Annotated in this window: 22 protein-coding genes and 2 tRNA genes; 16 read left to right on the forward strand and 8 right to left on the reverse strand. The window is 70.7% G+C overall.

What is annotated here, in order from left to right:
- The first annotated feature begins 20 nt into the window (after positions 1 to 20).
- The 5 genes from OQ02_RS07555 (at position 21) to cimA (ending at position 6,187) form a co-directional block, all read left to right on the forward strand.
- A complete protein-coding gene (locus OQ02_RS07555; RefSeq protein ID WP_033437563.1) occupies positions 21 to 1,058 on the forward strand; it encodes a 3-isopropylmalate dehydrogenase in 1,038 nt (345 codons plus the stop codon).
- A 508-nt stretch (positions 1,059 to 1,566) separates the two neighbouring features.
- Positions 1,567 to 2,640: a FecCD family ABC transporter permease gene (locus OQ02_RS07560; protein WP_156076921.1), complete on the forward strand. Its 1,074-nt coding sequence runs from the start codon at positions 1,567 to 1,569 to the stop codon at positions 2,638 to 2,640.
- Positions 2,640 to 3,392: a heme ABC transporter ATP-binding protein gene (locus tag OQ02_RS07565; protein WP_156076922.1), complete on the forward strand. Its 753-nt coding sequence runs from the start codon at positions 2,640 to 2,642 to the stop codon at positions 3,390 to 3,392. Before OQ02_RS07560 ends, OQ02_RS07565 begins: the two co-directional genes overlap by 1 nt.
- Positions 3,389 to 4,360 carry an ABC transporter substrate-binding protein gene (locus OQ02_RS07570; RefSeq protein ID WP_033437564.1) on the forward strand — a complete coding sequence of 324 codons (972 nt, stop codon included), beginning with the start codon at positions 3,389 to 3,391 and terminating at the stop codon, positions 4,358 to 4,360. Before OQ02_RS07565 ends, OQ02_RS07570 begins: the two co-directional genes overlap by 4 nt.
- Before the next feature lie 225 nt (positions 4,361 to 4,585).
- Positions 4,586 to 6,187 (forward strand): citramalate synthase, encoded by a 1,602-nt coding sequence (cimA, locus tag OQ02_RS07575; RefSeq protein WP_442973578.1) that lies wholly within the window; start codon positions 4,586 to 4,588, stop codon positions 6,185 to 6,187.
- Here cimA and OQ02_RS07580 read toward each other — a convergent pair.
- Positions 6,177 to 6,791, reverse strand: coding sequence for a S1 family peptidase (locus OQ02_RS07580; RefSeq protein WP_033437565.1), 615 nt, complete (start codon positions 6,789 to 6,791; stop codon positions 6,177 to 6,179). The two genes, cimA and OQ02_RS07580, sit on opposite strands and share 11 nt — an antisense overlap.
- A gap of 56 nt (positions 6,792 to 6,847) precedes the next feature.
- Here OQ02_RS07580 and OQ02_RS07585 point away from each other — a divergent pair, with 56 nt between their 5' ends.
- A complete protein-coding gene (locus OQ02_RS07585; RefSeq protein WP_033437566.1) occupies positions 6,848 to 7,618 on the forward strand; it encodes a fumarylacetoacetate hydrolase family protein in 771 nt (256 codons plus the stop codon).
- A gap of 4 nt (positions 7,619 to 7,622) precedes the next feature.
- Here OQ02_RS07585 and OQ02_RS07590 read toward each other — a convergent pair whose 3' ends face one another.
- Entirely contained in the window at positions 7,623 to 8,870 is a 1,248-nt protein-coding gene (locus OQ02_RS07590; RefSeq protein WP_033437567.1) for an FAD-dependent oxidoreductase, read from the reverse strand.
- A 90-nt stretch (positions 8,871 to 8,960) separates the two neighbouring features.
- Between OQ02_RS07590 and gltX the strand changes: the two genes are divergently transcribed.
- The 4 genes from gltX to OQ02_RS07610 all read left to right on the forward strand — a co-directional run bounded on the left by gltX (position 8,961) and on the right by OQ02_RS07610 (position 11,617).
- Positions 8,961 to 10,451, forward strand: coding sequence for a glutamate--tRNA ligase (gltX, locus tag OQ02_RS07595; protein WP_033437568.1), 1,491 nt, complete (start codon positions 8,961 to 8,963; stop codon positions 10,449 to 10,451).
- 104 nt (positions 10,452 to 10,555) lie between these two features.
- Positions 10,556 to 11,293 (forward strand): HAD family hydrolase, encoded by a 738-nt coding sequence (locus OQ02_RS07600; RefSeq protein ID WP_231499907.1) that lies wholly within the window; start codon positions 10,556 to 10,558, stop codon positions 11,291 to 11,293.
- Between the two features lie 103 nt (positions 11,294 to 11,396).
- Positions 11,397 to 11,468, forward strand: a tRNA-Gln gene (locus tag OQ02_RS07605).
- A gap of 76 nt (positions 11,469 to 11,544) precedes the next feature.
- Positions 11,545 to 11,617 (forward strand) — tRNA-Glu (locus OQ02_RS07610).
- Positions 11,618 to 11,828: 211 nt separating this feature from the next.
- Here OQ02_RS07610 and OQ02_RS07615 read toward each other — a convergent pair.
- Positions 11,829 to 12,530, reverse strand: a complete 702-nt coding sequence (locus OQ02_RS07615) for an IclR family transcriptional regulator (protein WP_051772024.1) — start codon at positions 12,528 to 12,530, stop codon at positions 11,829 to 11,831.
- 71 nt (positions 12,531 to 12,601) lie between these two features.
- Between OQ02_RS07615 and leuC the strand changes: the two genes are divergently transcribed.
- From leuC to OQ02_RS07630, 3 genes are all read left to right on the forward strand, one after another.
- Positions 12,602 to 14,005 carry a 3-isopropylmalate dehydratase large subunit gene (leuC, locus tag OQ02_RS07620; protein WP_033437570.1) on the forward strand — a complete coding sequence of 468 codons (1,404 nt, stop codon included), beginning with the start codon at positions 12,602 to 12,604 and terminating at the stop codon, positions 14,003 to 14,005.
- A gap of 15 nt (positions 14,006 to 14,020) precedes the next feature.
- On the forward strand, positions 14,021 to 14,623 hold the full coding sequence (leuD, locus tag OQ02_RS07625; protein WP_033437571.1) for a 3-isopropylmalate dehydratase small subunit: 603 nt from the start codon (positions 14,021 to 14,023) through the stop codon (positions 14,621 to 14,623).
- Between the two features lie 209 nt (positions 14,624 to 14,832).
- On the forward strand, positions 14,833 to 15,507 hold the full coding sequence (locus tag OQ02_RS07630) for an HU family DNA-binding protein (RefSeq protein ID WP_033437572.1): 675 nt from the start codon (positions 14,833 to 14,835) through the stop codon (positions 15,505 to 15,507).
- Positions 15,508 to 16,214: 707 nt separating this feature from the next.
- Here OQ02_RS07630 and OQ02_RS07635 read toward each other — a convergent pair.
- The 5 genes from OQ02_RS07635 to cofC all read right to left on the reverse strand — a co-directional run bounded on the left by OQ02_RS07635 (position 16,215) and on the right by cofC (position 22,451).
- Entirely contained in the window at positions 16,215 to 17,126 is a 912-nt protein-coding gene (locus OQ02_RS07635) for an NUDIX hydrolase (protein ID WP_081915487.1), read from the reverse strand.
- Between the two features lie 7 nt (positions 17,127 to 17,133).
- Positions 17,134 to 19,416 (reverse strand): RNA degradosome polyphosphate kinase, encoded by a 2,283-nt coding sequence (locus tag OQ02_RS07640; RefSeq protein ID WP_033437574.1) that lies wholly within the window; start codon positions 19,414 to 19,416, stop codon positions 17,134 to 17,136.
- A 59-nt stretch (positions 19,417 to 19,475) separates the two neighbouring features.
- The gene (locus tag OQ02_RS07645; RefSeq protein WP_033437575.1) at positions 19,476 to 19,682 is read right to left on the reverse strand and encodes a hypothetical protein; all 207 of its coding nucleotides are present in this window, start codon (positions 19,680 to 19,682) and stop codon (positions 19,476 to 19,478) included.
- A gap of 43 nt (positions 19,683 to 19,725) precedes the next feature.
- The gene (locus OQ02_RS07650; protein WP_033437576.1) at positions 19,726 to 21,750 is read right to left on the reverse strand and encodes a cellulose binding domain-containing protein; all 2,025 of its coding nucleotides are present in this window, start codon (positions 21,748 to 21,750) and stop codon (positions 19,726 to 19,728) included.
- Between the two features lie 92 nt (positions 21,751 to 21,842).
- Entirely contained in the window at positions 21,843 to 22,451 is a 609-nt protein-coding gene (gene cofC / locus OQ02_RS07655; protein ID WP_033437577.1) for a 2-phospho-L-lactate guanylyltransferase, read from the reverse strand.
- Between the two features lie 83 nt (positions 22,452 to 22,534).
- Here cofC and OQ02_RS07660 point away from each other — a divergent pair, with 83 nt between their 5' ends.
- From OQ02_RS07660 to OQ02_RS07670, 3 genes are read left to right on the forward strand one after another with little or no spacing between them, the layout of a single operon-like run.
- Positions 22,535 to 23,239 carry a lysophospholipid acyltransferase family protein gene (locus OQ02_RS07660; RefSeq protein ID WP_033437949.1) on the forward strand — a complete coding sequence of 235 codons (705 nt, stop codon included), beginning with the start codon at positions 22,535 to 22,537 and terminating at the stop codon, positions 23,237 to 23,239.
- A 2-nt stretch (positions 23,240 to 23,241) separates the two neighbouring features.
- Positions 23,242 to 24,246 carry an NAD(P)H-dependent glycerol-3-phosphate dehydrogenase gene (locus tag OQ02_RS07665; RefSeq protein ID WP_051772085.1) on the forward strand — a complete coding sequence of 335 codons (1,005 nt, stop codon included), beginning with the start codon at positions 23,242 to 23,244 and terminating at the stop codon, positions 24,244 to 24,246.
- On the forward strand, positions 24,243 to 25,301 hold the full coding sequence (locus OQ02_RS07670; RefSeq protein WP_033437579.1) for a cystathionine gamma-lyase: 1,059 nt from the start codon (positions 24,243 to 24,245) through the stop codon (positions 25,299 to 25,301). Before OQ02_RS07665 ends, OQ02_RS07670 begins: the two co-directional genes overlap by 4 nt.
- The last annotated feature ends 148 nt before the right edge of the window (positions 25,302 to 25,449 follow it).

The raw sequence follows: 25,449 nt of genomic DNA on the forward strand, positions 1-25,449 counted from the left end.
GATACCTGGGAGGTGTGTGGATGCGGCTCGCAGTGATCCCAGGAGACGGGATCGGGCCCGAGGTCGTCGCCGAGGCCCTGAAGGTACTCGGTGAGGTCGTTCCCGCGGCTGAGATCACCCGCTACGACCTCGGCGCGGCGCGCTGGCACGCCACAGGTGAGTTGCTGCCGGAGTCCGTGCTCGGGGAACTCCGCCAGCACGACGCGATCCTGCTCGGTGCCGTGGGCGACCCGTCGGTGCCGAGCGGAATCCTGGAACGGGGCCTGCTGCTCCGGCTCCGGTTCGAACTCGACCACCACGTGAACCTGCGCCCGGCCCGGCTGTACCCCGGTGTGCGCAGCCCGATCGCCGACCCGCCCGAGATCGACATGGTGGTGGTGCGCGAGGGCACGGAGGGCCTGTACGCCGGCAACGGCGGGCTCCTGCGCAAGGACACGCCGCACGAGATCGCGACCGAGGTGTCGATCAACACGTCGTTCGGCGTGGAGCGGGTGGTGCGCGACGCGTTCGGCCGTGCCGCGAACCGGCCGCGCAAGCACCTCACGCTCGTGCACAAGACCAACGTGCTCACGCACGCCGGGTCGTTGTGGTCGCGGGTGGTGGAGGAGGTGTCGTTGCAGCACCCCGAGGTGACGGTGGCGTACCAGCACGTGGACGCGGCGACGATCCACCTGGTCACCGACCCCGGCCGGTACGACGTGATCGTGACGGACAACCTGTTCGGCGACATCCTGACCGACCTGGCGGCGGCGGTGACCGGTGGCATCGGTCTCGCGGCGTCCGGGAACCTCGACGTGACGCGGCGCAACCCGAGCATGTTCGAGCCGGTGCACGGCAGCGCGCCGGACATCGCGGGCCAGGGCATCGCGGACCCGACGGCGGCGGTCCTCTCCGTCGCCCTGATGCTCGACCACCTCGGCGAGTCGGAGTCGGCCAGGAGGATCGAAGCGTCGGTGGCCTTTGATCTGGCGACTCGTGACCACTCGTCGCCCGGTGCCACCTACGCGGTGGGCGACCGCCTCGCCGCGCTCGTCTCGTCCAACGTCCGAACCGCCTGACCCCGAGAGTCCTACGTTCAGAACGCGTGAGTCCTACGTTCAGAACGCATGAGTTCAACGCTCGGAACACGTGATCAGGGCCACCACGGCAGCCGTCGTGGTGGCCCTGAGTGCTTGGCGGGGCCGTGAGGTCGCGCCGCTACCGCCCGTGGGAGAAGTCGAAATCCGGCGCTGACCCCCGAGCACAGGCGCGGGATGCGTGGCGGTTCGTGCGCTGAACGTGGTGGGTCGGCCGTTCCGGTACGTGATCAGGGCCACCGCGGCGAGTTCGTGGTGGCCCCGGGCGCTTCGGTGGCCGTAGGGTCGCCGGTACCGCCCGTGGGGGAAGTCCGGTCGAAATCCGGCGCTGACCCGCAACGGTAGGCCGAGCACCACGCCCGGCGAGCCCGATCACCCGTGGGCGGTGGGAAGAAGCTCCACTCCTGCCGTGGTCCGCGGGACGGGTGCGCCGGCCTGCCACGAGCGGCGCCGGGCGGCCGGTCGAGGCCACCTGGCCGAAAGGCGACCGGTGACCTCCACCAGCAGTCGGCCCACGACCGCGCCCGTCGCGCCACGCCGCCCGCCCACCACGGGCCTGTGCCTGGCGCTCACCGCCGTCCTCGCCGGCTCGGTCGTCTGCGGTGTCGCGCTCGGTCCGGTGGGCATCCCGTTCGGCGACGTCCTCCGCTTCCTCCAGGCCGCCCTCACCGGCGGAACGGTCGACGCCGCCGAAGCAGGCCCCTACCGGATCGTCTGGGACATCCGACTGCCCCGCGTCCTCCTGGCCGCCGTCGTCGGCGCGGGCCTCTCGGCGGTGGGCGTCGCGATCCAGGCCATGGTCCGCAACGCCCTCGCCGACCCCTACGTGCTCGGCATCTCCTCCGGCGCGAGCGTCGGCGCCACGGCGGTGGCGACCACCGGCCTGTTCGCCTCCCTAGGCATCTACGCCCTCTCCACGGCCGCGTTCCTCGCCGCCCTCGCCGCGATGGCGATCGTCTACCTGGTCGCCGGCCGCAACCTCACCCCGCTGCGCCTCGTCCTCACCGGCACCGCCATGGCCTACGGCTTCTCCGCCATCGCCATGCTCCTGGTCTTCCAGTCACCACGCGGGGAGGCCGCACGGGCCGCGATGTTCTGGCTACTCGGCAGCCTGGGCGGCGTCACGTGGGCGTCGCTGCCGATCGCGGCGTCGGTGGTCGGAGCGGGTGTCCTCTACCTGCGAACCCGCGCGAAGCACCTCAACGCGCTCTCCATGGGCGACGAGACCGCCACCACCCTCGGCATCGACGTCTCCCGCACCCGCCAGGAACTCTTCCTCGTCACCGCCGCCATGACGGGCGTCCTCGTCGCGGTCAGCGGCGCGGTCGGGTTCGTCGGCCTCATGCTGCCGCACCTGGTCCGCCTCGTCGTGGGCGCGGACCACCGCAAGGTGCTCGCCGTGGCACCGCTGGCGGGCGCCTGCTTCCTCATCTGGGTGGACGTCGCCGCACGCCTGCTCGCCGCACCCGAGGAACTGCCCCTCGGCGTCATCACGGCCGCGCTCGGCGTGCCGTGCTTCATCCTGCTGATGCGCCGCCGCGGCTACGTGTTCGGCGGTCGCTGATGGACCTCCGACTCGACGGGCTCGCCGTCGACCGCATCCTCCACGGCGTCGACCTGCACGCCGGTGCGGGCGAGGTGCACGGCATCGTCGGCCCCAACGGCAGCGGCAAGTCCACCACCCTCCGCTGCGTCTACCGGGCGCTGAAACCGTCCGGTGGAGTGGTCCTCCTGAACGGTCGGGACATCACCACCGCCCGGGTCCGCGACACCGCGAGGGACCTCGCCGCGCTCACCCAGGACAGCCACGTCGAGTTCGACTTCACGGTCGCCGAGGTGGTCGCGATGGGCCGCCTCCCGCACCGCGGCACCCCGCGGCAGGACGAGGAGGTCCAGGCCGACGCACTGTCCCGAGTGGACGCCGCGCACCTCGCCGACCGCAGCTTCCTCACCCTCTCCGGCGGCGAACGCCAACGCGTCCTCATCGCGCGGGCCCTCGCCCAGCAGCCGAAGGTCCTCGTCCTGGACGAGCCGACCAATCACCTGGACATCAGCCACCAACTGGCAGTCCTCGAAGTCGTCCGGAGTCTCGGGGTCACCGTCCTGGCCGTCCTGCACGACCTCAACCTCGCCGCCGCCTACTGCGATCGCCTGCACGTGCTCGACCACGGCCGGGTGGTGCGCAGCGGCGCACCGGCGGAAGTGCTCACCCCGGAAGTCCTCCGAGAGGTCTTCCACGTCCGCGCGCACGTCGTGCGCCACCCCACCAGCGGCGTGCCGCAACTGCTGTTCGAACACAGGGAGACCCACCAGTGAAGAGGCTCGTCGCGTTCACCCTGGTCCTGCTCACGGCCGGCTGCGGCGCGAGGATCGCCGACACCGAGCCGGCCGCCGCCGTCACCGTCACGAACTGCGGGCAGGAGGTCGCCTACCCGAAACCGTCCCGTGTGGTCACCAACGACACCGGCATCACCGAGCTGATGTTCGCGCTCGGCCTCGGCGACCGGATGGCGGGCTACGTGATCGGCGGCAGCCGGACGACCGACGTCGAGTCGTCGCCGTGGAAGGCGGACTTCGAGCGGGTGCCGAACCTCGGGGAGCAGATCACCAAGGAGCTCGTCCAGGGCGCGCGGGCCGACCTGGTGTTCGCCGGCTGGAACTACGGCTTCTCGGAGAGCACCGGCTTCACCCCGGACGCGTTGGCGGAGCTGGGCATCGCCACCTACCAGCTCACCGAGGCGTGCCGGAACGGCGTGGGGACGCAGCGCGGCATCATGCCCCCGCTGGAAGCCCTCTACACCGACCTGCGCAACCTCGGCCGCATCTTCGGCGTGGAGGCCAAGGCCGAAGAGCTGATCGCCGGGTACCGCAAGCAGGTCGCGGAGGCGGGGAAGCTCGTCGAAGAGCACCGCCCGACGGTGTTCCTCTACGACAGCGGCCTCGACCAGCCGTTCACCTCGGGCCGCAACGGCGCTCCGCAGGACATCATCGACAAGGCCGGCGGCGAGAACGTCTTCGGCGACCTGGACGACAGCTGGACCACGGTCGGGTGGGAGGCCGTCGTCGCCCGCGACCCGGACGTGGTGCTGATCAACGACTACGCGGACGGCCAGGCGACCACACCGGACGAGAAGCGCGCGTTCCTGGAGTCCTACCAGCCGCTCCGGGACGTCACCGCGATCAAGGACAAGCGGTTCTTCGTGCTGCCGTACGCCGCGCTCGTGGAGAGCCCGCGCAACCCGGCCGCCATCGAGGCGTTCGCCAGGTTCCTCGCCGGCGCCTGAGGGCGCGCGGCTGAGCGACGGCTAGCTGTACCCAGGATGTGGGACAACCCGTCCGTGGCTTGGTCTCATCGGGCGGGTTGTGGCACCATCGGCGACGTGGCTCTCCACACCGTGATCATTATCGTTGAGCGCGTCGGCTAGTGCTTCCTCGAAGCAACCGACGCGCTGACCTCTCGCATCCTGCGGGGGGTCTTTTTGTTTTCCGAGATCTCTAGGAGCCCCTTCGTGACCCCCCTCGGCGATTCATTCCACCTCTTCGACACGACCCTGCGGGACGGTGCCCAGCGCGAGGGCATCACCTACTCGGTCAACGACAAGCTGGCCGTCGCCCGCCTGCTCGACTCGCTGGGCGTGGGGTTCATCGAAGGTGGCTGGCCGGGCGCCATGCCGAAGGACACGGAGTTCTTCGCCCGCGCCGCCGCGGGGGAGCTCACGCTCAAGAACGCGCAGCTCGTCGCGTTCGGCTCGACCCGCAAGGCGGGCGTCAAGGTGGAGGAGGACGCGCAGGTCAGGGCGTTGCTGGAGGCTCGGACGCCGGTCGTGACGCTGGTCGCCAAATCGGACCGCCGGCACATCGAACTGGCCCTGCGCACGGACGTCGCGGAGAACTGCGCCATGGTCCGCGACACGGTCCGCTTCCTGGTGGACGAAGGTCGCCGGGTCTTCCTCGACGCCGAGCACTTCTTCGACGGCTTCGCCTTCGACCCCGACACGTCGCTGCGCGTGCTGGAGTCCGCTGTGGAGGGTGGCGCGGACGTCGTCGTGCTGTGCGACACCAACGGCGGCCAGCTGCCCCTGGGCCTGGCCGAGACCGTCGCCGACGTGATCGCCCGCACGGGCTTCCGCGTCGGCATCCACTGCCAGGACGACACGTCCTGCGCGGTGGGCAACACCATCGCCGCGGTGCAGGCGGGGGCGACCCACGTCCAGTGCACCGCGAACGGTTACGGCGAACGGGCGGGCAACGCCGACCTGTTCGCCGTCGTCGGGAACCTCGTGACCAAACTCGGCCTGCAAGTGCTACCGCGCGAATCGCTGGCCGAGCTCACCCGGGTCTCCCATGCGTTGGCCGAAATCGCGAACATCGCACCCGACACCCACCAGGCCTACGTCGGGTCGTCGGCTTTCGCCCACAAGGCGGGGCTGCACGCGAGCGCGATCAAAGTGGATCCGGAGCTGTACAACCACATCGATCCGGACACCGTCGGCAACGACATGCGGGTGCTGGTCACCGAGATGGCGGGTCGGGCCAGTCTCGAACTCAAGGGACGTGAGTTCGGGATCGACCTGACCCGCCGGCCGGACGCGCTCACCAACGTGGTGCGCAAGGTCAAGGAGCTGGAGCAGGGCGGCTGGTCGTTCGAAGCGGCCGACGCCTCCCTGGAACTGCTCATCAAGAACGAGCTGTCCGAGCTGGACACGCCACCGTTCGTGCTGGAGTCGTACCGCGTGGTGCTCGACCACCACCAGGACGGCGCGATCGTGTCCGAGGCCACGGTGAAGGTGCACGTCGCCGGTGAGCGGGTCATCGCGACCGCCGAGGGCAACGGCCCGGTGCACGCCCTGGACGCCGCGTTGCGGAAGGCGTTGCTGCCCCACCTGTCCTGGCTGGACGCGGTGGAGCTGAACGACTACAAGGTCCGCATCCTCGCCGGGTCGCACGATCCGGTCGAGCACGGCACCGACGCCGTCACCCGCGTGCTCGTGGAGTCCACCGACGGCGAGCGCGAGTGGACCACCGTGGGCGTGCACGGGAACATCGTCGAGGCCAGCTGGCTCGCGCTGTGCGACGCGCTGGTGCACAAGGCGTCCCGGATCACCCCGTGACGAGCCTGAACCCCTCGGCCGACAGGATCCGGTTGAGCGGGTAGAAGAAGGACGACCCGCCGGAGGAGCAGTTGCCGCTGCCACCCAGCACGTGGCCCTGCGCCTGGGTGCCGGTGAAGATGGGCGACCACTGGTCGCCGGGCTCGCTGCACAGGCTCGTCCGCGTCAGCCCGTAGACCGTGCCGGTCGGGTAGGTGACGGTGACGTTCTTGGCCACCACGGTGCCGCACCGCATGCCGGTGGTGCGGCCCACCGCGCACACCTGCCCGCCGACCGGTGTCTCGTACGCACCGGTGATGGTGCGGCTGTAGCCGACGACGGTGGGCCGCTGGACCCAGGCGAGGGCGTTGGTGATCCGGACGACGGCGTAGGTCGTCCGGACCGCGATGACGGGTCCGATCTCGACGCCGCCCGGCCCGCGGACGGTCGTGCCGACGGAGCCGCACGACGGGGAGATCAACAGGTAGCCGTGCACGTTGAAGCCGTTCGCGCAGCGCAGGCCGGTGGACGTGGTGAGGGGCGTGCCGGCTTCCAGCGGGGTCGCCGCCGAAGCCGGGGTCGCCGTGGCGACCAGCAGGGTGAGGACGATCAGCAGGGTTCGCATCCCTTCGACGCTAGGGACGTACGGTGCCGTTGCAAGCCGCCGGTTAGGGTGATCTCGTGCGCATTGCCCGTATCGCCCAGCCCGACGGCCTGGCCTTCGCCGCGATCGAGGGCGAAGGCGACGACCTGACCGCGGTCGAGATCGCCGACGACCCCTTCGCCAACCCCACGTTCACCGGTCGCCGCTGGCCGCTGGCCGACGTGCGCCTGCTGGCGCCGTTCCTGCCGCCCAAGATCGTGGCCATCGGCCGCAACTACGCCGAGCACGCCGCCGAACTGGGCAACGAGGTGCCGGACAACCCGTTGATGTTCCTCAAGCCCAACACCACCGTGATCGGGCCGAACGTCGACATCAAGCTGCCCGCCGCGTCCGAGCGCGTCGACTTCGAGGGCGAACTCGCGGTGGTGATCGGCATGGGCGGCCGGGACATCCCCGCCTCCCGCGCCCGGCAGTCGATCCTCGGCTACACGATCGCCAACGACGTCACCGCGCGCGACCTCCAGAAGGCGGACGGGCAGTGGACGCGGGCCAAGGGCTTCGACACGTTCTGCCCGCTCGGGCCGTGGGTGGAGACCGAGTTCGACCCGTCCGACGTGGCCATCCGCACCGAGGTGGACGGCGAGGTCAAGCAGGACTCGCGGACCTCGCTGCTGCTGCACGACATCGCGGAGCTGATCGAGTACATCTCCGCGGTGATGACCCTGCGCCCGCTGGACGTGATCCTCACCGGCACGCCCGCCGGCGTCGGTCCGCTGAACCCGGGGCAGACCGTTTCCGTGACCGTCGAAGGTCTCGGCACGCTGACCAACCCGGTCTCGAAGCGCTGAGGCTTCAGCTCCGCTCGATGCGTTCGGGCGCGCGCCGGGCGAACGTCGGCGCGTGCTCGGGCCGCAGCCCGATCGCCACCAGGTAGCCGGGCACCACCTGGAGCCACGGGAACCGCTGGAGCAGCCGGACCGGCAGCGGCACGCCGCCCCGCGCGATGTCCGACGTGCCCGCCAGCGTCGGCTTCAGGAACGAGTCCTGGATCCGCCGCTGGAACGCCTGCGTCGACGCGGTCGGGAACCACCGCCGCCGCCGCACCTTCGCCAGGACCGCCGGGGACAGCTCGTTCCGCCGCAGCGGCGCGGCCACGATCGACGCGGCGGCCACCGCGTCCTGCACGGCCAGGTTGATGCCGACCCCGCCGATCGGCGACATCGCGTGCGCGGCGTCACCGATGCACAGCACACCGTCGCCGTGCCATCGCCGCAGCCGGTCCAGCTTCACGTCCAGCAGCTTCACGTCGTCGAGCGAGCCCACGGTCCCCATCCGCTCCGCCAGCCACGGCACGAGGTCGGCCATGCGCCGCCGGAACGCCTCGATCCCCTCGGCCCGCAGCTGCCGGTCGGTGCCCTTGCGGATCAGGTACGCGCACTGGAAGTAGTCGCCGCGGTTGATGAGCACCAGCCCCTGGCCACGGCTGAAGCGGCCGGTGCCGCCGCTGAGCTCGTCGGGGTTGCGCGGCACCCGGAACCACCAAACGTCCATCGGCGCGCCGAACTCGTGCACGGGCAGCCCGGCCTGCTCGCGCACCAGCGAGTGCCGCCCGTCCGCCGCGATCACCAGCTCCGAGGCCAGCTCCCCGACCTCGCCGCCCGCCGTGCGGTAGCGGACGCCCGTCACCCTGCCGTTCTCCTTGAGCAGGCCGGTGAACTCGGTGTCCATCCGCAACGTGAAGGTCGGTTCACGCTTGCCCGCGTCGGCGAGGAGGTCCAGGAAGTCCCACTGCGGCACGAACGCGATGTGCTTGTGCGGTCCGGGCAGCCGGGACAGGTCGGCGATCGTCTGTGGCCCGCTGTCCAGCAGCACCTGCATCCGGTCGACCATCTGGTGCGGCACCTCCGCGAACGCGGGCCCCAGCCCCAGCTCGTCCAGCAGCGTCAGCGTGGACGCGTGCACCGTGTCGCCGCGGAAGTCGCGCAGGAAGTCGCCGTGCTTCTCCAGCACCGTCACCTCGACACCGGCCCTGGCCAGCAGCAACCCGGCAACCATGCCGGCCGGGCCGCCCCCGACGACCACGACCCCAGTCCTCTCCATGATCAACCCCTCCTCTTTTCAACACCGGTTGAATAACTTCAGGATGCTCCTCGGAACCGGCTCGGTCAAGCCGGATAGGCTGATCGGGTCATGAGCGCATCAGCTGCAAACCCAGAGGTCCGCGTCCGGTTCTGCCCGTCGCCGACCGGCACGCCCCACGTCGGGCTCATCCGCACCGCCCTGTTCAACTGGGCGTATGCCCGCCACACCGGTGGCGCCGTGGTGTTCCGGATCGAGGACACCGACGCGGCCCGCGACTCCGAGGAGTCGTACCTCTCGCTGCTGGAAGCCATGCGGTGGCTCGGCCTGGACTGGGACGAAGGTCCCGAGGTCGGTGGCCCGCACGCGCCGTACCGGCAGAGCCAGCGCCGCGACCTCTACGAGGACATCGCGAAGCGCCTGTTCGAGGCCGGTGAGCTGTACGAGTCGTACTCCAACGCCGAGGAGATCGAGGCCCGTCGCAAGGCCGCCGGGCAGGACCCGAAGCTCGGCTACGACGGCCACGACCGCGGCCTGACCGACGAGCAGAAGGCCGCGTTCCGCGCCGCCGGCCGCGAGCCCGTGCTGCGGCTGAAGATGCCCGACGAGGACATCACCTGGGTCGACCTGGTACGCGGCGAGATCACGTTCAAGGCGGGCAGCACGCCCGACCCGGTGATGGTGCGCGCCAACGGCGACCCGCTGTACCCGTTCGTGAACCCGGTGGACGACGCCCTGATGCGCATCACGCACGTGCTGCGCGGCGAAGACCTGCTCCCGTCCACCCCGCGCCAGATCGCGCTCTACCAGGCGTTGACGCGAATCGGTGTCACGTCCTTCACGCCCGAGTTCGGGCACCTGCCGTACGTGATGGGCGAGGGCAACAAGAAGCTCTCGAAGCGCGACCCGCAGTCCAACCTGTTCCTCTACCGGGACCGCGGTTTCGTGCCCGAAGGACTGCTGAACTACCTCGCGCTGCTCGGCTGGTCCATCGCGGACGACCGCGACATCTTCTCGGTCGAGGAGCTGGTCGAGGCGTTCGACCTGGCCAAGGTGAGCGCCAACCCGGCCCGCTTCGACCTGAAGAAGGCCGAGGCGATCAACGCCACCCACCTGCGCGCGCTGCCCGTCGAGGACTTCGTCAGTCGCGTGCTGCCGCACCTGATCAAGGACGAGGTGCTGCCGCCCGAGCCGACCGAGGAGCAGGTCGCCCTGCTCGCCGGCGTCGCACCGCTCGTGCAGGAGCGGCTGGTCGTGCTGTCCGAGGCGTCCGGAATGGTCAGGTTCCTGTTCGTCCCGGACGAGGACTTCGCGCCCGAACCGGACTCGGCGGCCAAGGCGCTCGGCGAGGACGCCAGGCCGGTGCTGGAAGCGAGCATCAGCGCCCTGGAACCCCTTCCGGAGTGGACTGCCGCCGCGATCGAGGAGGCCCTGAAGGTGTCCCTTGTGGATGGAATGGGCCTCAAACCGCGCAAGGCGTACGCCCCGGTGCGGGTCGCCGTGACGGGCCGTACCGTCTCGCCTCCGCTGTACGAATCCATGGAACTGGTCGGTCGAAGTCGCTCGATCGGGCGCTTGCGCCGCGCGCTCGGGGCAATCTGACTGGTTCGTTCGGGGGGTTCAGCGGTGCTTGACCGTGCAAGAACCGCGAGATATCACCTCTCTGGTCGAGTCGGACGAGGGGTGACCGCACCTAGCCTCACGGGGTGACAACCGCAGCCCCGACTTACACACCTCGGAGAACCGGCGAGATCCGGGCCGTGTGCCTCGACGTCGACGACACCCTCGTCGACTACAGCTCATCGTCCCGGGCCGCCCTGGCCGCGATGGTCGGCAACGCCGACGCCTGGCCGCTGTGGCAGCGCGTCACCGACGAGCACTGCGAGCGCCTCCTCTCGGGCGAGCTCGAGTACGAGACGATGCGCAACATCCGCACGCGCGCCTTCTTCGCGGCCCTCGGTGAGGAGCTCGACCAGGAGGAGGCGACCCGCCGGGAACTGCACCGGCAGGAAGTCCTCGCGTCGGGCTGGCGGCTGTTCCCCGACGTCGTGCCGTGCCTGGAGTGGCTGCGGGCCACAGGCCTGCCCATGGCCGCCGTGAGCAACGCCTCAGGGCGGCACCAGCGGGTCAAGATCGCGACGCTCGGGCTCGCCCAGTACTTCGACACCGTGCTCATCGCGGGCGAGGTCGGTGCCGCCAAGCCGGACCGGGTGATCTTCGACACCGCGTGCGCCGACCTGGGTGTGGAACTGGGTGACACGGTGCACGTCGGTGACCGCCTGCACGCCGATGCGATCGGTGCGCGCGACGCGGGGATGAAGGGCGTGTGGCTGAACCGCCAAGGCCCGCGGGAGGGTGCGCTGCCCGCCGGCATCTCCGCCATCACCAGCCTCGCTGAGCTGCCGGAACTGCTCGTCTGCGAGCTGTCGACCGCCTCGGCGTGACCCCGATTTCCGTTCCGCCGGGCACGTGGTCTAGTATTCCTCCCGGCGGAACGGACAGCCCCCTGGAAGCAAGACCGACAGGGAGCAAGGCCCGGGAAACCAATGGGGTATGGTGTAATTGGCAGCACGACTGATTCTGGTTCAGTTAGTCTAGGTTCGAGTCCTGGTACCCCAGCTGCGCGGTAGTAAATCGAGTGTGGTAAGCTACCCGCAACGCAGGACAGCAAGACAAAGTTAATAAGAAAGTTCCTGGCCCCGTCGTCTAGCGGCCTAGGACGCCGCCCTCTCAAGGCGGTAGCGTGGGTTCGAATCCCATCGGGGCTACAGATCGGGAGATCCCCGTTTCGCTTAGTGCGAAACGGGGATCTTTCGCTTTGTGCATTGGGGGTCCGACCCCCGAACCCCGGGCAGGAGGGCTTCGCCCCCTGCACCCCCGCCGGTGGTGCTGTGGCGGGGGTACCGGAGGTCAGGCGGCCCCCTGTCGCGGGTGGTGCGTCTGGCGGGGGTGTGCTGGTCGTGAGGGTGGCTGAGGCTGTCAGAGGCGTGACTGGAGGGCCTCGGCGGCTGCCAGGAGGTCTGCGGCCCAGCGGGCGCCCGGACGGCGGCCCATGCGGTCAATGGGGCCGGAAACGGATACCGCGGCCACCACGGAACCCGAGCTGTCCCTTACCGGCGCGGAAACGCTCGCCACTCCCGGCTCCCGTTCCGCTACCGACTGCGCCCAGCCGCGACGGCGGACCTCCAACAAAGTCCGCTCTCCGTAAACGGCATCGGCGAGAACGGAGCGCTGGGTTCCGGGATCCGACCACGCGGCCAATACCTTCGCGCCGGAACCGGCCGTCATCGGCAATCGCGCGCCGATCGGAACGGTGTCGCGCAAACCACTCGGGGGTTCCGCCGACGACACGCAGATCCGCTGCATCCCGTCCCGCCGGTACAACTGGACGCTCTCGCCCGTGATGTCCCGCAACCGCGGCAACACCGAGGACGCCGCGTCGAGCAGCGGGTCGGTGGCACCGCCCGCCAACTCCGCCAGTGCCGCGCCTGGACGCCAGCGCCCGTCCGAACCCCGTCGCAGCAACCTGTGCACCTCGAGCCCGACCGCCAACCTGTGTGCGGTAGCTCTCGGCAAGCCCGTCCGGTTGCACAACTCGGCGAGCCCACACGGATCCTTCGCGACGGCGTTCAAGACGGCCACTGCCTTGTCGAGCACGCCGATCCCGCTATGCTGTCCCACAAGCCGATACTAACTTCCCACTGTCTGGGAAGTCCAGATCTATCGACTGTCCAGATCTTGGGAGAGTTGCGATGAGCCGCACGCTCGCGGAGAAGGTGTGGGAAGCACACGTCGTGCGCCACGGCAGTGGCGCGGAGCCGGACCTGCTCTACATCGACCTCCACCTGCTGCATGAAGTGACCAGTCCGCAGGCGTTCGACGGCCTGCGGTTGGCCGGTCGCGGGATCCGACGACCGGACCTCACGATCGCCACCGAGGACCACAACGTCCCGACGATCGACATCGACCTCCCCATCGCCGACCCGGTGTCCCGCCTCCAGGTCGAGACGCTGCGCAAGAACTGCGCGGAGTTCGGCGTCCGGCTGCACCCGATGGGCGACGTCGAGCAGGGCATCGTGCACGTCGTGGGCCCGCAGCTGGGCCTGACGCAGCCCGGCATGACGGTCGTCTGCGGTGACAGCCACACGTCGACGCACGGCGCGTTCGGCGCGCTGGCGTTCGGCATCGGCACGTCCGAGGTGGAGCACGTGATGGCCACCCAGACGCTGCCGCTGCGGCCGTTCAAGACCATGGCCGTCACCGTCGACGGGGAGCTGAAGCCGGGCGTCACGGCCAAGGACATCATCCTCGCGGTGATCGCGGAGATCGGCACCGGTGGCGGCCAGGGCTACGTCCTGGAGTACCGGGGCGCCGCGATCGAGGCGCTGTCCATGGAAGCCCGCATGACCGTGTGCAACATGTCGATCGAAGCCGGTGCCCGCGCGGGCATGATCGCACCGGACCAGACGACGTTCGACTACCTCGAAGGCCGTCCGCACGCGCCGTCCGGCGCGGACTGGGACGCGGCCGTCGAGTACTGGAAGACGCTGCGCACCGACGACGACGCCGAGTTCGACGCCGAGGTCCGCCTCGACGCCGACGAGCTGACGCCGTTCGTCACCTGGGGCACCAACCCCGGTCAGGGCCTGCCGCTGAGCGCCAGCGTGCCGGACCCCGAGGCCATCGGCGACGACAACGAGCGCGTGGCCGCCGAGAAGGCCCTGACGTACATGGGGCTGGAGCCGGGCACCCCGCTGCGCGACATCCGCGTCGACACCGTGTTCCTCGGCTCGTGCACCAACGGCCGCATCGAGGACCTGCGTGCCGCGGCGGACGTCCTGCGCGGCCACAAGGTCGCCGAGAACGTCCGGATGCTCGTGGTGCCCGGTTCCATGCGGGTGCGCGCGCAGGCCGAATCCGAGGGGCTGCACGAGGTGTTCCTGGAGGCCGGCGCCGAGTGGCGCCAGGCCGGCTGCTCGATGTGCCTCGGCATGAACCCGGACCAGTTGAAGCCGGGGGAGCGCAGCGCGTCGACCTCCAACCGAAACTTCGAGGGCAGGCAGGGCAAGGGTGGCCGCACCCACCTCGTCTCGCCACTCGTGGCCGCCGCCACCGCCGTGCGGGGCACGCTGTCGTCGCCCGCCGACCTGGTCTGAGGGAGTTCTACGAACATGGAAGCGTTCACCACGCACACCGGGGTCGGCGTTCCGCTGCGCAGGTCCAACGTGGACACCGACCAGATCATCCCGGCCGTCTACCTCAAGCGCGTCACCCGCACGGGCTTCGAGGACGGCCTGTTCGCCGCCTGGCGCGGTGACGGGCAGTTCGTGCTCAACCAGGAAGCGTTCCGCGCCGGCAGCGTGCTCGTCGCCGGGCCGGACTTCGGCACCGGGTCGTCCCGTGAGCACGCCGTGTGGGCGCTCATGGATTACGGCTTCCGGGTGGTCATCTCGTCCCGGTTCGCCGACATCTTCCGGGGCAACTCGGGCAAGCAGGGCCTCGTGGCCGCCGAGTGCTCGCAGTCCGATGTCGAATTGCTGTGGAAGCTGCTGGAGAACGACCCCGGCACCGAGGTCACCGTCGACCTGACGAAGAACACCGTTGTGGCCAAGGACTTCACCGCGCCCTTCACCGTCGACGAGTACACCCGTTGGCGGCTGCTGGAGGGATTGGACGACATCGCGCTGACCCTCCGGCACGCGGACGACATCACCGAGTTCGAGCAGCGCCGGCCGGGTTGGTTGCCCACTACCGAACCGATGCCCGCGAGCTGAGGCCGAAGGGGTCGGATTCCCCTCCGAACAGCGGGAATCCGGCCCCTTCGAACCCTCCGGGGCCGCCCGGGTGTCCCTCGACAGGTCGTAATTGCCCACGCCACAACGGAAAATCTGGCGTGGCGATTGGTATTTCCTTGCATATGGGCTTACCGTGGGCAATCAAGTCGGCCCGACTAGGGCCGTGAGCGTCCTGGGAGGGACTGACGGTGAACAAGGCCCAGCTCATCGAGGCGCTCGCCGAGCGCCTTGGCGACAAGAAGAACGCCGCTGCCGCAGTAGACGGCATCGTTGACGTCATCGTTCGCAGCGTCCACAAGGGCGAGAAGGTCAACATCACCGGTTTCGGTGTCTTCGAGAAGCGGGCCCGTGCGGCTCGCACCGCTCGCAACCCGCGCACCGGTGAGACCGTGAAGGTCAAGAAGACCAACGTTCCCGCGTTCCGCGCGGGTTCGACGTTCAAGGACGTCATCAGCGGCACGAAGAAGCTGCCGCGCGTCACGGCCGCGAAGCCCGCTGCCGGGACGGCGGCCAAGCCGGCCGCCGCCACGAAGGCTCCGGCCACCCGCAGCGCCACCGCGCGTACCACCACTGCGCGCGCGACGCGCAGCACCGGTACTGCCACGCGCGCCGCTGCGGCAGCCACGAAGGCTCCGGCGACCCGCCGGGCCGCCGCGGCTGCGAAGCCCGCCGCCACCAAGGCCGCGCCTGCGAAGAGCACCGCGACCAAGGCCACCGCAGCGAAGACCACTGCGGCGAAGGCGACGGCGGCCAAGCCGGCAGCCAAGAAGGCCACCACGGCCAAGGCAGCTGCTCCGGCGAAGGCCACCACGGCCGCAGCCGCCAAGCCCGCGGCGAAGAAGGCCCCGGCCAAGAAGAAGTGAAACCGGGCCGGGTGATCACCGGCCAGGCACGCAAGACACGCTCAGGGCCCGGTGCGGACGCGCACCGGGCCCTGAGCATTCCGTGAGTCCTACGCTCAGAACCACCGTGTCCTACGTTCAGGACGCCTGAGTTCAACGCTCAGAACACGCGTGCCGGGTGGGCAGCGGTCCGGTCCGGCCGAGCCAGGTATTCAGACCTCCAGACCTTCCTGCTCTTCGCGAGTTGTGCCTCCAGACCGCGATTCACGCACTCCTGTCCCGCTGCCGGGCCGCTGTTGGGGCACGGCTGCCGGAACACTTGCGCTGAGGCACTGCCGGCGGCATACGGCTGCTGTACACGTGCGTTGAGGCACGGCTGCTGGGGCACGGCTGCTGGGGCACACCGCTGCTGGAACACGCGCGTTGAGCACGGCTTCGGGAACACGTGCGTGAGGCGCTGCTGCGGGCATACGGCCGCTGGAAGACGTGCGCCGGGGTTCTGGCATTGGGCTGACCGGGATTGCGGCTGACGGGGATTTGGGGCGGCGGCATTGCGGCTCTCGGGCCCCGTACTCGGATGCGGCGAACCGGCCGACTCGGACCACCATTTCCGGCGGGCGAGTGGGCGCCTGTGGAGAACTCGCTGTGCCCGCTCGGACTCCTTCCGTGACCCGGCCGGCCCCGTTATCGGTGCCCGAGCGGACGCCCCGAAGTGCCCGAGCGGGAGGTCAGGGGGTGGGGGTGGGGAGGGACGTGGGGAAGTAGTGGGCCGACACCAGGCGTGGCCAGGACGTGTGCGAGTCCGATGTGGACCACCCCGGCTCGGGCCGCCGGAACGCCAGCAGCCACGCGCTGCCCTTCTTGCACGGCGTCCCGCTCAACGACAGACCGCCCAGGTCGGCGAGGGTGGACACCACGTCCGGGATGACGCCGCCCTGGCTGCAGACGACCGGCGTCCCCGCCCCGTCCGCGATCTCCAGCAGCCGCACCAACCCGGCCTCGCGGTCCGGCCAGTACCCCTCCTCGGACAGCCGGGGCTCCAACAGGACGCCCACGCCCAAGTCCGCCGCAACCCCCTGGACGGTCTCCACGCACCGAACCCGCGGTGCCGAGTGCACCCGCACCGGTTCCCACAGCGGCAGCATCGAACGCAACCCGCCCGCCTGCCGCCACCCCGCCGAGCTCAACGGCCGCAGGTCGTCATCTCCCCGCCAGTTGTCCCGCTTCCCCGCCTTCGCGTGCCGCACCAGCAACACCGTCGCCAGGTCCGCGGGCTCCGCCAGGAACGCCGCCAGCACCGCCCGGTCCTCGTCCCGCGTCACGAACGCGCCCGCCTCCGCGAACGGCACCCACCGCAGCTCATCCACCTCGTCGGACGGCACGAAAGCACCCGACCCGGCCTGGGCGCTGAAGTACTCCACCGCCTTCGGCCTGCCGAAAGCCCGGTACGACACCTGGCACAGGTACCGCCCCAGCACGGCGTGGAAGCCGGTCTCCTCCCGCACTTCCCGCACGGCCGCCGCGGGCACGGTCTCGCCCGCGTCCACCTTCCCCTTCGGCAGGGACCAGTCGTCGTAACGCGGCCGGTGCACGACCGCCACGGAACCATCGCGCCACAACACGGCGCCGGCAGCCCGGATCAACGACTCACCCCAACGCGCGGTGGTTGCGCAGCAACTCGGTCTGGTGGTCGCGCACCCTCGTGCCGTCCGCGGGCGACGCCTCCCACTCACCGTCCGAGCGCAGCACCCAGCACCGCGTCGTCGGCTCCAGCGCCGAATCCATCATCGCGTCCAGCTGCGCGGTGAGCTTCGGGTCCGTCACCCGCACCTGCACCTCCACCCGCCGGTCGAGGTTGCGGTGCATCATGTCCGCGCTGCCGATCCAGTGCTCGCCGCAGCCGACGAAGTGGAACACCCGCGAGTGCTCCAGGAAGCGCCCCAGGATCGACCGGACGTGGATGTTCTCCGACAGCCCCTTGATGCCGGGCTTCAGCGCGCACACCCCGCGCACCACCACGTCCACCCGGACACCCGCCTGCGACGCCCGGTACAGCGAGTCGATGACCTGCTCGTCCACCAGCGAGTTCACCTTGATGCGCACACCGGTGGGCGTACCGGCCCGCGCGTGCTCGATCTCGCGCTCGATCCGCTCCACGATGCCGCGCCGCACGCCGTACGGCGCGACCAGCAGGCTGCGGTAGTGGTCCTGCCGCGCGTACCCGGTGAGCACGTTGAACAGGTCGGTGAGGTCCGCGCCGATGGTCGGCTCGGCGGTGAGGATGCCGATGTCCTCGTACAGCCGCGCCGTCTTCGGGTTGTAGTTGCCGGTGCCGATGTGGCAGTACCGCTGGATCCGCGAGCCCTCCTGCCGCACCACCAGCGACGTCTTGCAGTGCGTCTTCAACCCCATCAGGCCGTAGACGACGTGCACGCCCGCCTTCTCCAGCTGCCGCGCCCACTTGATGTTCGCCTGCTCGTCGAACCGCGCCTTGATCTCCACCAGCGCCACAACCTGCTTGCCCGCCTCGGCCGCGTCGATCAGCGCGTCCACGATCGGGGAGTCACCCGATGTGCGGTACAGCGTCTGCTTGATGGCCAGCACCCGCGGGTCCGCCGCCGCCTGCTCGATGAACCGCTGCACGGAAGTGGAGAACGAGTCGTACGGGTGGTGCACCAGCACGTCACCCTCGCGCAGCGTGGCGAAGATGCTCTTCGGCGTCTCCCGCTCGCCGAACGCCGAGTGCGTCGCGGGCACGAACGGCGCGTCCTTCAGCTGCTTGCGGTCCACGCTGTAGAGCTGCCACAGGCACGACAGGTCGAGCAGACCGGGCACCTGGACGACGTCGTTCGGGTCGACTTCCAGCTCCCGCAGCAGCCGTTCCAGCATGTGCTCGGTCATGTCGTCGGCGATCTCCAGCCGCACGGGCGGCCCGAACCGCCGCCGCGCCAGCTCCCGCTCCAACGACTTGAGCAGGTCCTCGTCCTGGTCCTCCTCGACTTCGAGGTCGGCGTTGCGCGTCACCCGGAACGCGTGGCACTCGATGACCTGCATCCCCGCGAACAGCTCGCCCATGTGCGCGGTGATGAGGTCTTCCAACGGCAGGAACGTCGCCGTCGGGCTGCTCCGCTCCTTCTCCACGCGGACCAGGCGCGGGACGTTGTCCGGCACCTTGATGCGGGCGAACCGCTCCGCGCCGCCCTCCGGGTCGCGCACCGTCACGGCGAGGTTCAGCGACAGGCCGGAGATGTAGGGGAACGGGTGCGCGGCGTCCACGGCCAGCGGCGTGAGCACCGGGAACACCTGGTCGGTGAAGTAGTTGGACAGCCGCAGCTTCTCGAAGTCGGTCAACTGCGCCCAGTTGACGATGCTGATGGCGTGCTTCTCCAGCTCCGGCTGGATGTGGTCGAGGAACGCCCTGGCGTGCTGCTCGGTCAGCTCCTGGGTGCGCTTGGAGATGTTGGACAGCTGCTCGCGCGGGGTGAGCCCGTCCGCGCTGCGCACCGAGAGGCCGGTTTCGTCGCGGCGCTTCAGACCGGCGACGCGGACCATGTAGAACTCGTCCAGGTTCGACGCGAAGATGGCCAGGAACTTCGCCCGCTCCAGCAGGGGCTGCGAGGCGTCCTCGGCCAGTGCGAGCACCCTGGCGTTGAAGTCCAGCCACGACAGCTCCCGGTTGAAGTACCGGTCGTCGGGCAGGTCGGCCTGCGCCTCGGTGGCCGTGACGGCGGGCGGTGAGCTCGGGAACGACCGGGCCGGCGCCTCGGTCGGCTGGGGCGCCGCCGTGGTGCCGTTGCGCGTGCCACCGCGGCGGACGGCCGAGCGTGGTCGCGGTCGGGGGGTGCTCGCCGCGGGCGTGGCCCGTGGCGTCCTCGTCCGTCGCTTCGGCGCGGGCTGCTCGGGGCTGTTTTCCGTGCTCACGATGAGCATTGTTCCCCAGAAAGAGCGACTGCGCGCTGATCGGAGCCGACGACGTGGTGAACTCCGCGTCACACTGGCCGCAGCACGCCCCGCACGTGACCGGCGCCATCGCGCACAAGGGTGACCCTCTGTCCAGCACGCAGTGAACGCCAGCCACCGGCGGCGACGGCGTCGGCGGACACGTCCACCAGCACGCCGTCGTCGCGCAGCACGGTCGCCGAGCCGTCCTCACGGTGGGTGCTCACCGTCGCCTGCTCGGTCGGCTGCTCGCTCACGCGCCCAAGCTAGCCGACCGAACGGGTGACCACCTCACCACGGTCATCGGGTCGTGCAGTGGACTCCGTTGAGCTTGAAGACCGCCGGCGGCACGTTCGGGCCTTGGTAGGCGCCGACGAAGCCGACGTTCACGGTGGCTCCCGGCGCCAGCGCCCGGTTCTGCTCGGTGCCGTTCACGCGGACCGTCGCGCCTTCCTGCACCCACGTGGCGTTCCAGCCGCTGTTCACCTGCTGCCAGCCGGTGGGCCAGTCGAAGGCGAGCGACCAGCTGTCGACGGCGGCGTGGCCGGTGTTGGTGATGTCGACGCTGCCGACGAAGCCGTTGCCCCAGTCGTTGGCGTTGGTCAGCTTGACGGCGCAGGTGGACGCGGCCGGTGTCGCGGTGCTGAACGTGAGGGGCGGGGACGACCACGAGACCCGGCCCGCGCCGTCACGGGCGATGAGGTTGACCGTGTAGCGGGTGCTCGGGGTGAGGTTGTGGGCGGTGAACGTGGTGCCGGTGGTCTCGCCCCACTGCTCGCTGACGGTGCCGTTCTGGCGGTGGACCTCGTACTTGACGCCCCGGGCGGGAGCGGGCCAGGTGAGCGTCGCCTCCCGGTCGGTGACCGCGGTGGCGGTGGGGCGAGCGGGCGCGGCGGGGTCGGTGGACGGGGCGGCCGGGCGCAGGACCAGCGTGGTGAGGGAGTACGGCGGGAGCGTGACCGACGCGGCACTGCCCGTGGTGGTCGAGATGGCGGTGTCACCGTTGGCGAACGTCAGCACCTGAGCGTCGGCGGCGGGCGCGTAACCGGCGTAGTCGACGGTGATCGGCTTGGCCGCGTCCGGGTCCTGGTTGACCAGCAGCACGGCCAGGCCGCCGTCGGCGCGACGGGCCGCGTGGACCTTGACCAGCGGGTCGGACGTGCCGGCCACGACGAACCGGTCCCCGGCGCCGACGAACTCCGACACCATCGCGAGCCCGTGGAAGGTCGCGAACGGTGTGTTCAGCGGTGGTTCGCAGACCGTGCCGTCGGACAGGCAGCCAGCGCTGGAGAGCAGGCCGAAGTCCCGGAAATCGGGGTGGCCGCCGATCGTGGACGCGCTTTCGGGTCCGTTGTGGACGTTCCACCAGTCGACCGTGAAGACGCCGTTGGCCAGCAGGGTGGCGTACGCGTCGGCGGCGAAGAGGGCGCCGGGCTGGGTGTTGCGGCCGTACGAGGTGTTGATCTCGGTCAGCGCGATGCCTAGCTCCTTGCCCGCGTGGCGGGCGATCTGCTCGCGCGCCAGGCGGATCATGTCCGGCACGCGGTCGGTCTTGGCCAGCACCTCGGCGCCGGTCGCGCCGCTCGGGTACCAGTGCAGCACGACGAAGTCGACCTCGGGACCGGCGATCGACAGGACCACCTGGTTCCACGTGCCCGCGTCGCCGGCCGTGACGAGGCCGTCCGGCCAGTCGCCCGGCGTGGTCAGCACCGCGCCGACCTGGATCGTCGGGTCGACCGCCTTCATCGCGCGGGCGTACTCGGCGACGAGGGTCGCGTACCCGGCCGGGCTCTTGTCGGGGTGGTCGTCGGCTTCCCAGCCGGAGCCGTAGTGGCCGTTGCCGTAGAGCTCGTTGCCGATCTCCCAGTACTTGACGCCGTAGTCCTTCTCGACGTTGGCGTACCTGACCCAGTCGGCGGCTTCCCGCGGCGTGCCGGTGCCGTAGTTGGCGGTCACGATCGCCTGCCCGCCGGCCCGTCGGACACCGGCCATGAACTGGTCGAAGTCGGTGTTCGGCGCGACGTAGCCGCCGGGGGCGGTGTGGTCGCGCCAGTGGTAGATGTCGGAGTACGAGCCGCCGGGGTAGCGCATCGCCTGGACACCGGCGCCGCGCAGGAGGTCGGCGACCTCCGGCGTGCCGAGCTGGGCGTCCCAGATCGCGTGGTTGACGCCGATGGCCGCGTCGCCGACCGCTTCCAGGCCGGCGCGGGCGTTGACCGTGACGCGGACGGCCGCCGGGTCTTCCTGTGCCTGGAGGGTCGGGACGGCGCCCAGCGAGGAGGCGGCGAGAGCGAGAACGAGCAGGGCGGGGGTGCGCGATCTCATCGGCGGTGTCCTCTGCGACAGCGGTGTCTGGGAGCGCTCCCAGATTGAGGCCGCACCGGAGGGCTGTCAACCACGACCTTCGGCCACTCCGGTCAGCCGCACACCGGGACCAGGGCGGCGGCGGTGCGGGTGCCGAGGCCGAGGTCCGCCGCCAGTCGGAGGTCCTCCGCCGTGTCCACGTCGTGCCGCAGCGACGGCCAAGGCCCGAGGAGCGCCGTTGCGCCCGACGCCGCGTGAGCGCCCGCCGACGCGCCGCCGAAAGCCGGGGCCAGGTCGCCGCCGGGCTCGGACAGGAGCAACGTCGTGCCGGTGCCCTGCCGGTCCGGGCAGAACGCACGCCCCCGCGCAGCCGCCAACGCCGCCGCCAGCTCCGCGGTCCGCAGAGCCGGCAAGTCCGCCTGCAACGCACCCACCACCGACCCCGAGTCCCGCGACCGCAGCACGCCGAAACCGAACCGCAGGGCCTCGTTCAACCCCTCCGGCCCCGCCACCGACTCGACCCCCAACGCCCGCAGCTCCGCCACCACCGCCGGATCGGACGTGACTGTCAACACACCGCGCACCACCGGCAACGCGGCCGAAATCGTGTCCAACGCGAACGCGAGCGCCAGCGTCGGACGGTCGAGCCGGGCACCCACCAGGCGCGATTTGGCCCGGTCAAGCGTCTTGACCGGCACCACCAAGTCCACTTCGGCTCCCACCCCGCCATACTCCCCGATGCCGGCTGGACCTGGCCGGGCCTTCCGGGGAAGACTTCCAGGTCCACGACGAAGAGGGAGTGCACGTGGCCAAGGAGAAGGGCGGCTTCTGGGTCGGATTCGCGGCAGCGATCTTCTACCCCGCCACCGCGTTGATGGCGCGTCGGCGCTACGAGGGCGCGGAGCGGGTGCCGAGGACCGGCGGTGCGCTCATCGTGATGAACCACGTGTCCCACCTGGACCCCGTCTACGACGCCGTCTTCACCCGCAAGCAGGGCCGCGTGCCGCGCTTCCTCGCCAAGCACAGCCTCTGGAACGTCCCGGTCCTCGGCTCCGTCCTGCGGGGCGCCCGGCAGATCCCGGTCTACCGCGGTTCCGCCGACGCCCAGCAGAGCCTCCGCGCCGCGCACGACGCGCTGGAGGAAGGCCTGGTCGTGATCATCTACCCGGAGGGCACCATCACCCGCGACCCGGACGGCTGGCCGATGGCGTCGCGCACCGGTGTGGCCCGGCTCGCGCTGGAGCACGACGTGCCCGTCCTGCCCGCCGCCCGGTGGGGCACCCGCGAGCTCTACGACCACTACCGCAAGAAGTTCCGCCCGTTCCCCCGCAAGACGGTGGTGACGAAGGTGGGGCCGCCGGTCGACCTGGACGCCTACCGGTCCCAGCCGCAGAACATCGCGTTGCTGCGCGAGGTGACGGACGTGCTGATGAACGAGGTCAAGGACCTGCTCGCGGACATCCGCGACGAGCAGGCGCCCGACGGCTTCCACTCCTCCAAGAAGGCGTGACCGTGGACCGGGTCGCGGTGCTGGGCGCCGGGTCGTGGGGCACCGCTTTCGCCAAGGTGCTCGCCGATTCCGGCACGGACGTGGTGCTGTGGGCGCGGCGCGCGGAGGTCGCCGACGGCATCCGGGAGAACCGGGTCAACGCCGACTACCTGCCGGGTGTGGCGCTGCCCCCGAACCTGGACGCCACGGCCGACGCGGACAAGGCGTTGGCCGGCGCGCAGGCCGTGGTGCTGGCGGTGCCGAGCCAGACGTTGCGGGCGAACCTCACCGGCTGGCGGTCCTCGCTGCCCGCGGGCGCCACGCTGGTGAGCCTCGCCAAGGGCGTGGAACTGGGCACGTTGAAGCGGATGAGCGAGGTGATCCGCGACGTCGCCGGCGTGCCGGAGGACCAGGTCGCGGTGGTGTCCGGGCCGAACCTGGCCAAGGAGATCGCGGCCGAGCAGCCGACCGCGACGGTCATCGCGTGCACCGACCACGACCGCGCGGTCGACCTCCAGCACGCGTGCTCCAACTCCTACTTCCGGCCTTACACGAACGTGGACGTGGTGGGCTGCGAGCTGGGCGGCGCGTGCAAGAACGTCATCGCGCTGGCCTGCGGCATGGCGGCCGGCATGGGGTTCGGCGACAACACGATGGCCTCGATCATCACCCGCGGGCTCGCCGAGACGTCCCGCCTCGGCGCGGAACTCGGCGCGGACCCGTTGACGTTCGCCGGGTTGGCCGGCCTGGGCGACCTGGTGGCGACGTGCGCGTCCCCCTTGTCGCGCAACCGGTCGTTCGGGGAACGGCTGGGGCGCGGCGACTCCCTCGCCCAGGCGCAGGAAGCCGCGCACGGGCAGGTCGCCGAGGGCGTCAAGTCCTGCTCGTCGATCCGGGCGCTGGCCGCGCGGGTCGGGGTGGACATGCCGATCACCGACGGTGTGCACCAGGTGTGCCACGAAGGACTGGACCCGCGCGTGCTCACCGCGGCGCTGCTCGGCCGTGAACGAAAGGCAGAACGCCAATGACCTGGGGTGACGGCACGCGCGTCGTGCACTCGACACCGTCCGCGCCGGGAGAGCCGTTCCTGGCCGGGCCGGTGTTCGCGTCGGCCTACCACCTGGGCGGCGAGGACACGTACGGCCGGGCGCACAACCCGACGTGGCGCGCGTTGGAGACGGCGCTGGGCGGGTTGGACGGCGGCACGGCCGTGCTGTTCCCGTCCGGCATGGCGGCGATCTCGACGTTCCTGCGGGTGGTGCTCGAACCCGGTGACGTGGTGGTGGTGCCGGGTGACGGCTACTTCCTGACCCGAACGCTGATCGACGGGATGCCGGTGGAGGTGGTCGAGGTGCCGACCGCCGGGCCGTACCCGTCGTTCGACGGGGTGCGGCTCGTGCTGCTGGAGTCGCCGTCCAACCCGGGGCTGGACGTGTGCGACATCGCGGCGCTGGTCGAGGCCGCGCACGCGGCGGGCGCGCTGGTGGCCGTGGACAACACGACCGCGACGCCGCTCGGGCAGCAGCCGCTGCTCCTGGGCGCGGACGCGGTGGTGAGCAGCGACACGAAGGCCGTCGCCGGCCACAGCGACGTGCTGCTCGGCCACGTGTCCACTTCGGACCCGGCCCTGGCGGAACGGGTGCGCGCGGCGCGGACGACCGGCGGTGCGATCCCCGGCCCGTTCGAGGCGTGGCTGGCGCACCGCGGGCTCGGCACGCTCGACCTGCGGCTGAGCCGTCAGGCGGCGAACGCGGCGGCCCTGTACGACGTGCTGAAGGTGCACCCGGCGGTCACCGGGCTGCGGTGGCCGGGCGCGCCCGAGGACCCGGCGCACGTCGTCGCGGCGAAGCAGATGCGGCGGTTCGGCGGGGTGCTGACGTTCGAGCTGGCGGACGCGGACGCCGTGGCCGCGTTCCTGGAGCGGTCCCGGCTGGTGTTCGCGAGCACCAGCTTCGGCGGCCTGCACACCAGCCTGGACCGGCGCGCGCAGTGGGGTGACCCGGTGCCCGAGGGCCTGGCCCGGCTGTCCGCGGGCTGCGAGGACACCGCGGACCTGGTCGCGGACGTGCTCGGCGCCCTCTGATCTGCGCCCCATGATCGGGGTCCCGCCGGCTCTGGTCCCTCTGATCGGGTCCATTCCGTGGGATCCGGTTGCGCGGTGACGGGGGTGCTGCCACCCTCGTCACCATGTCTTTCCGCGCCATGATCGACGGGCGGGGTCACATCGACCT

Source organism: Saccharothrix sp. NRRL B-16314 (assembly GCF_000716595.1).
Classification (GTDB): domain Bacteria; phylum Actinomycetota; class Actinomycetes; order Mycobacteriales; family Pseudonocardiaceae; genus Actinosynnema.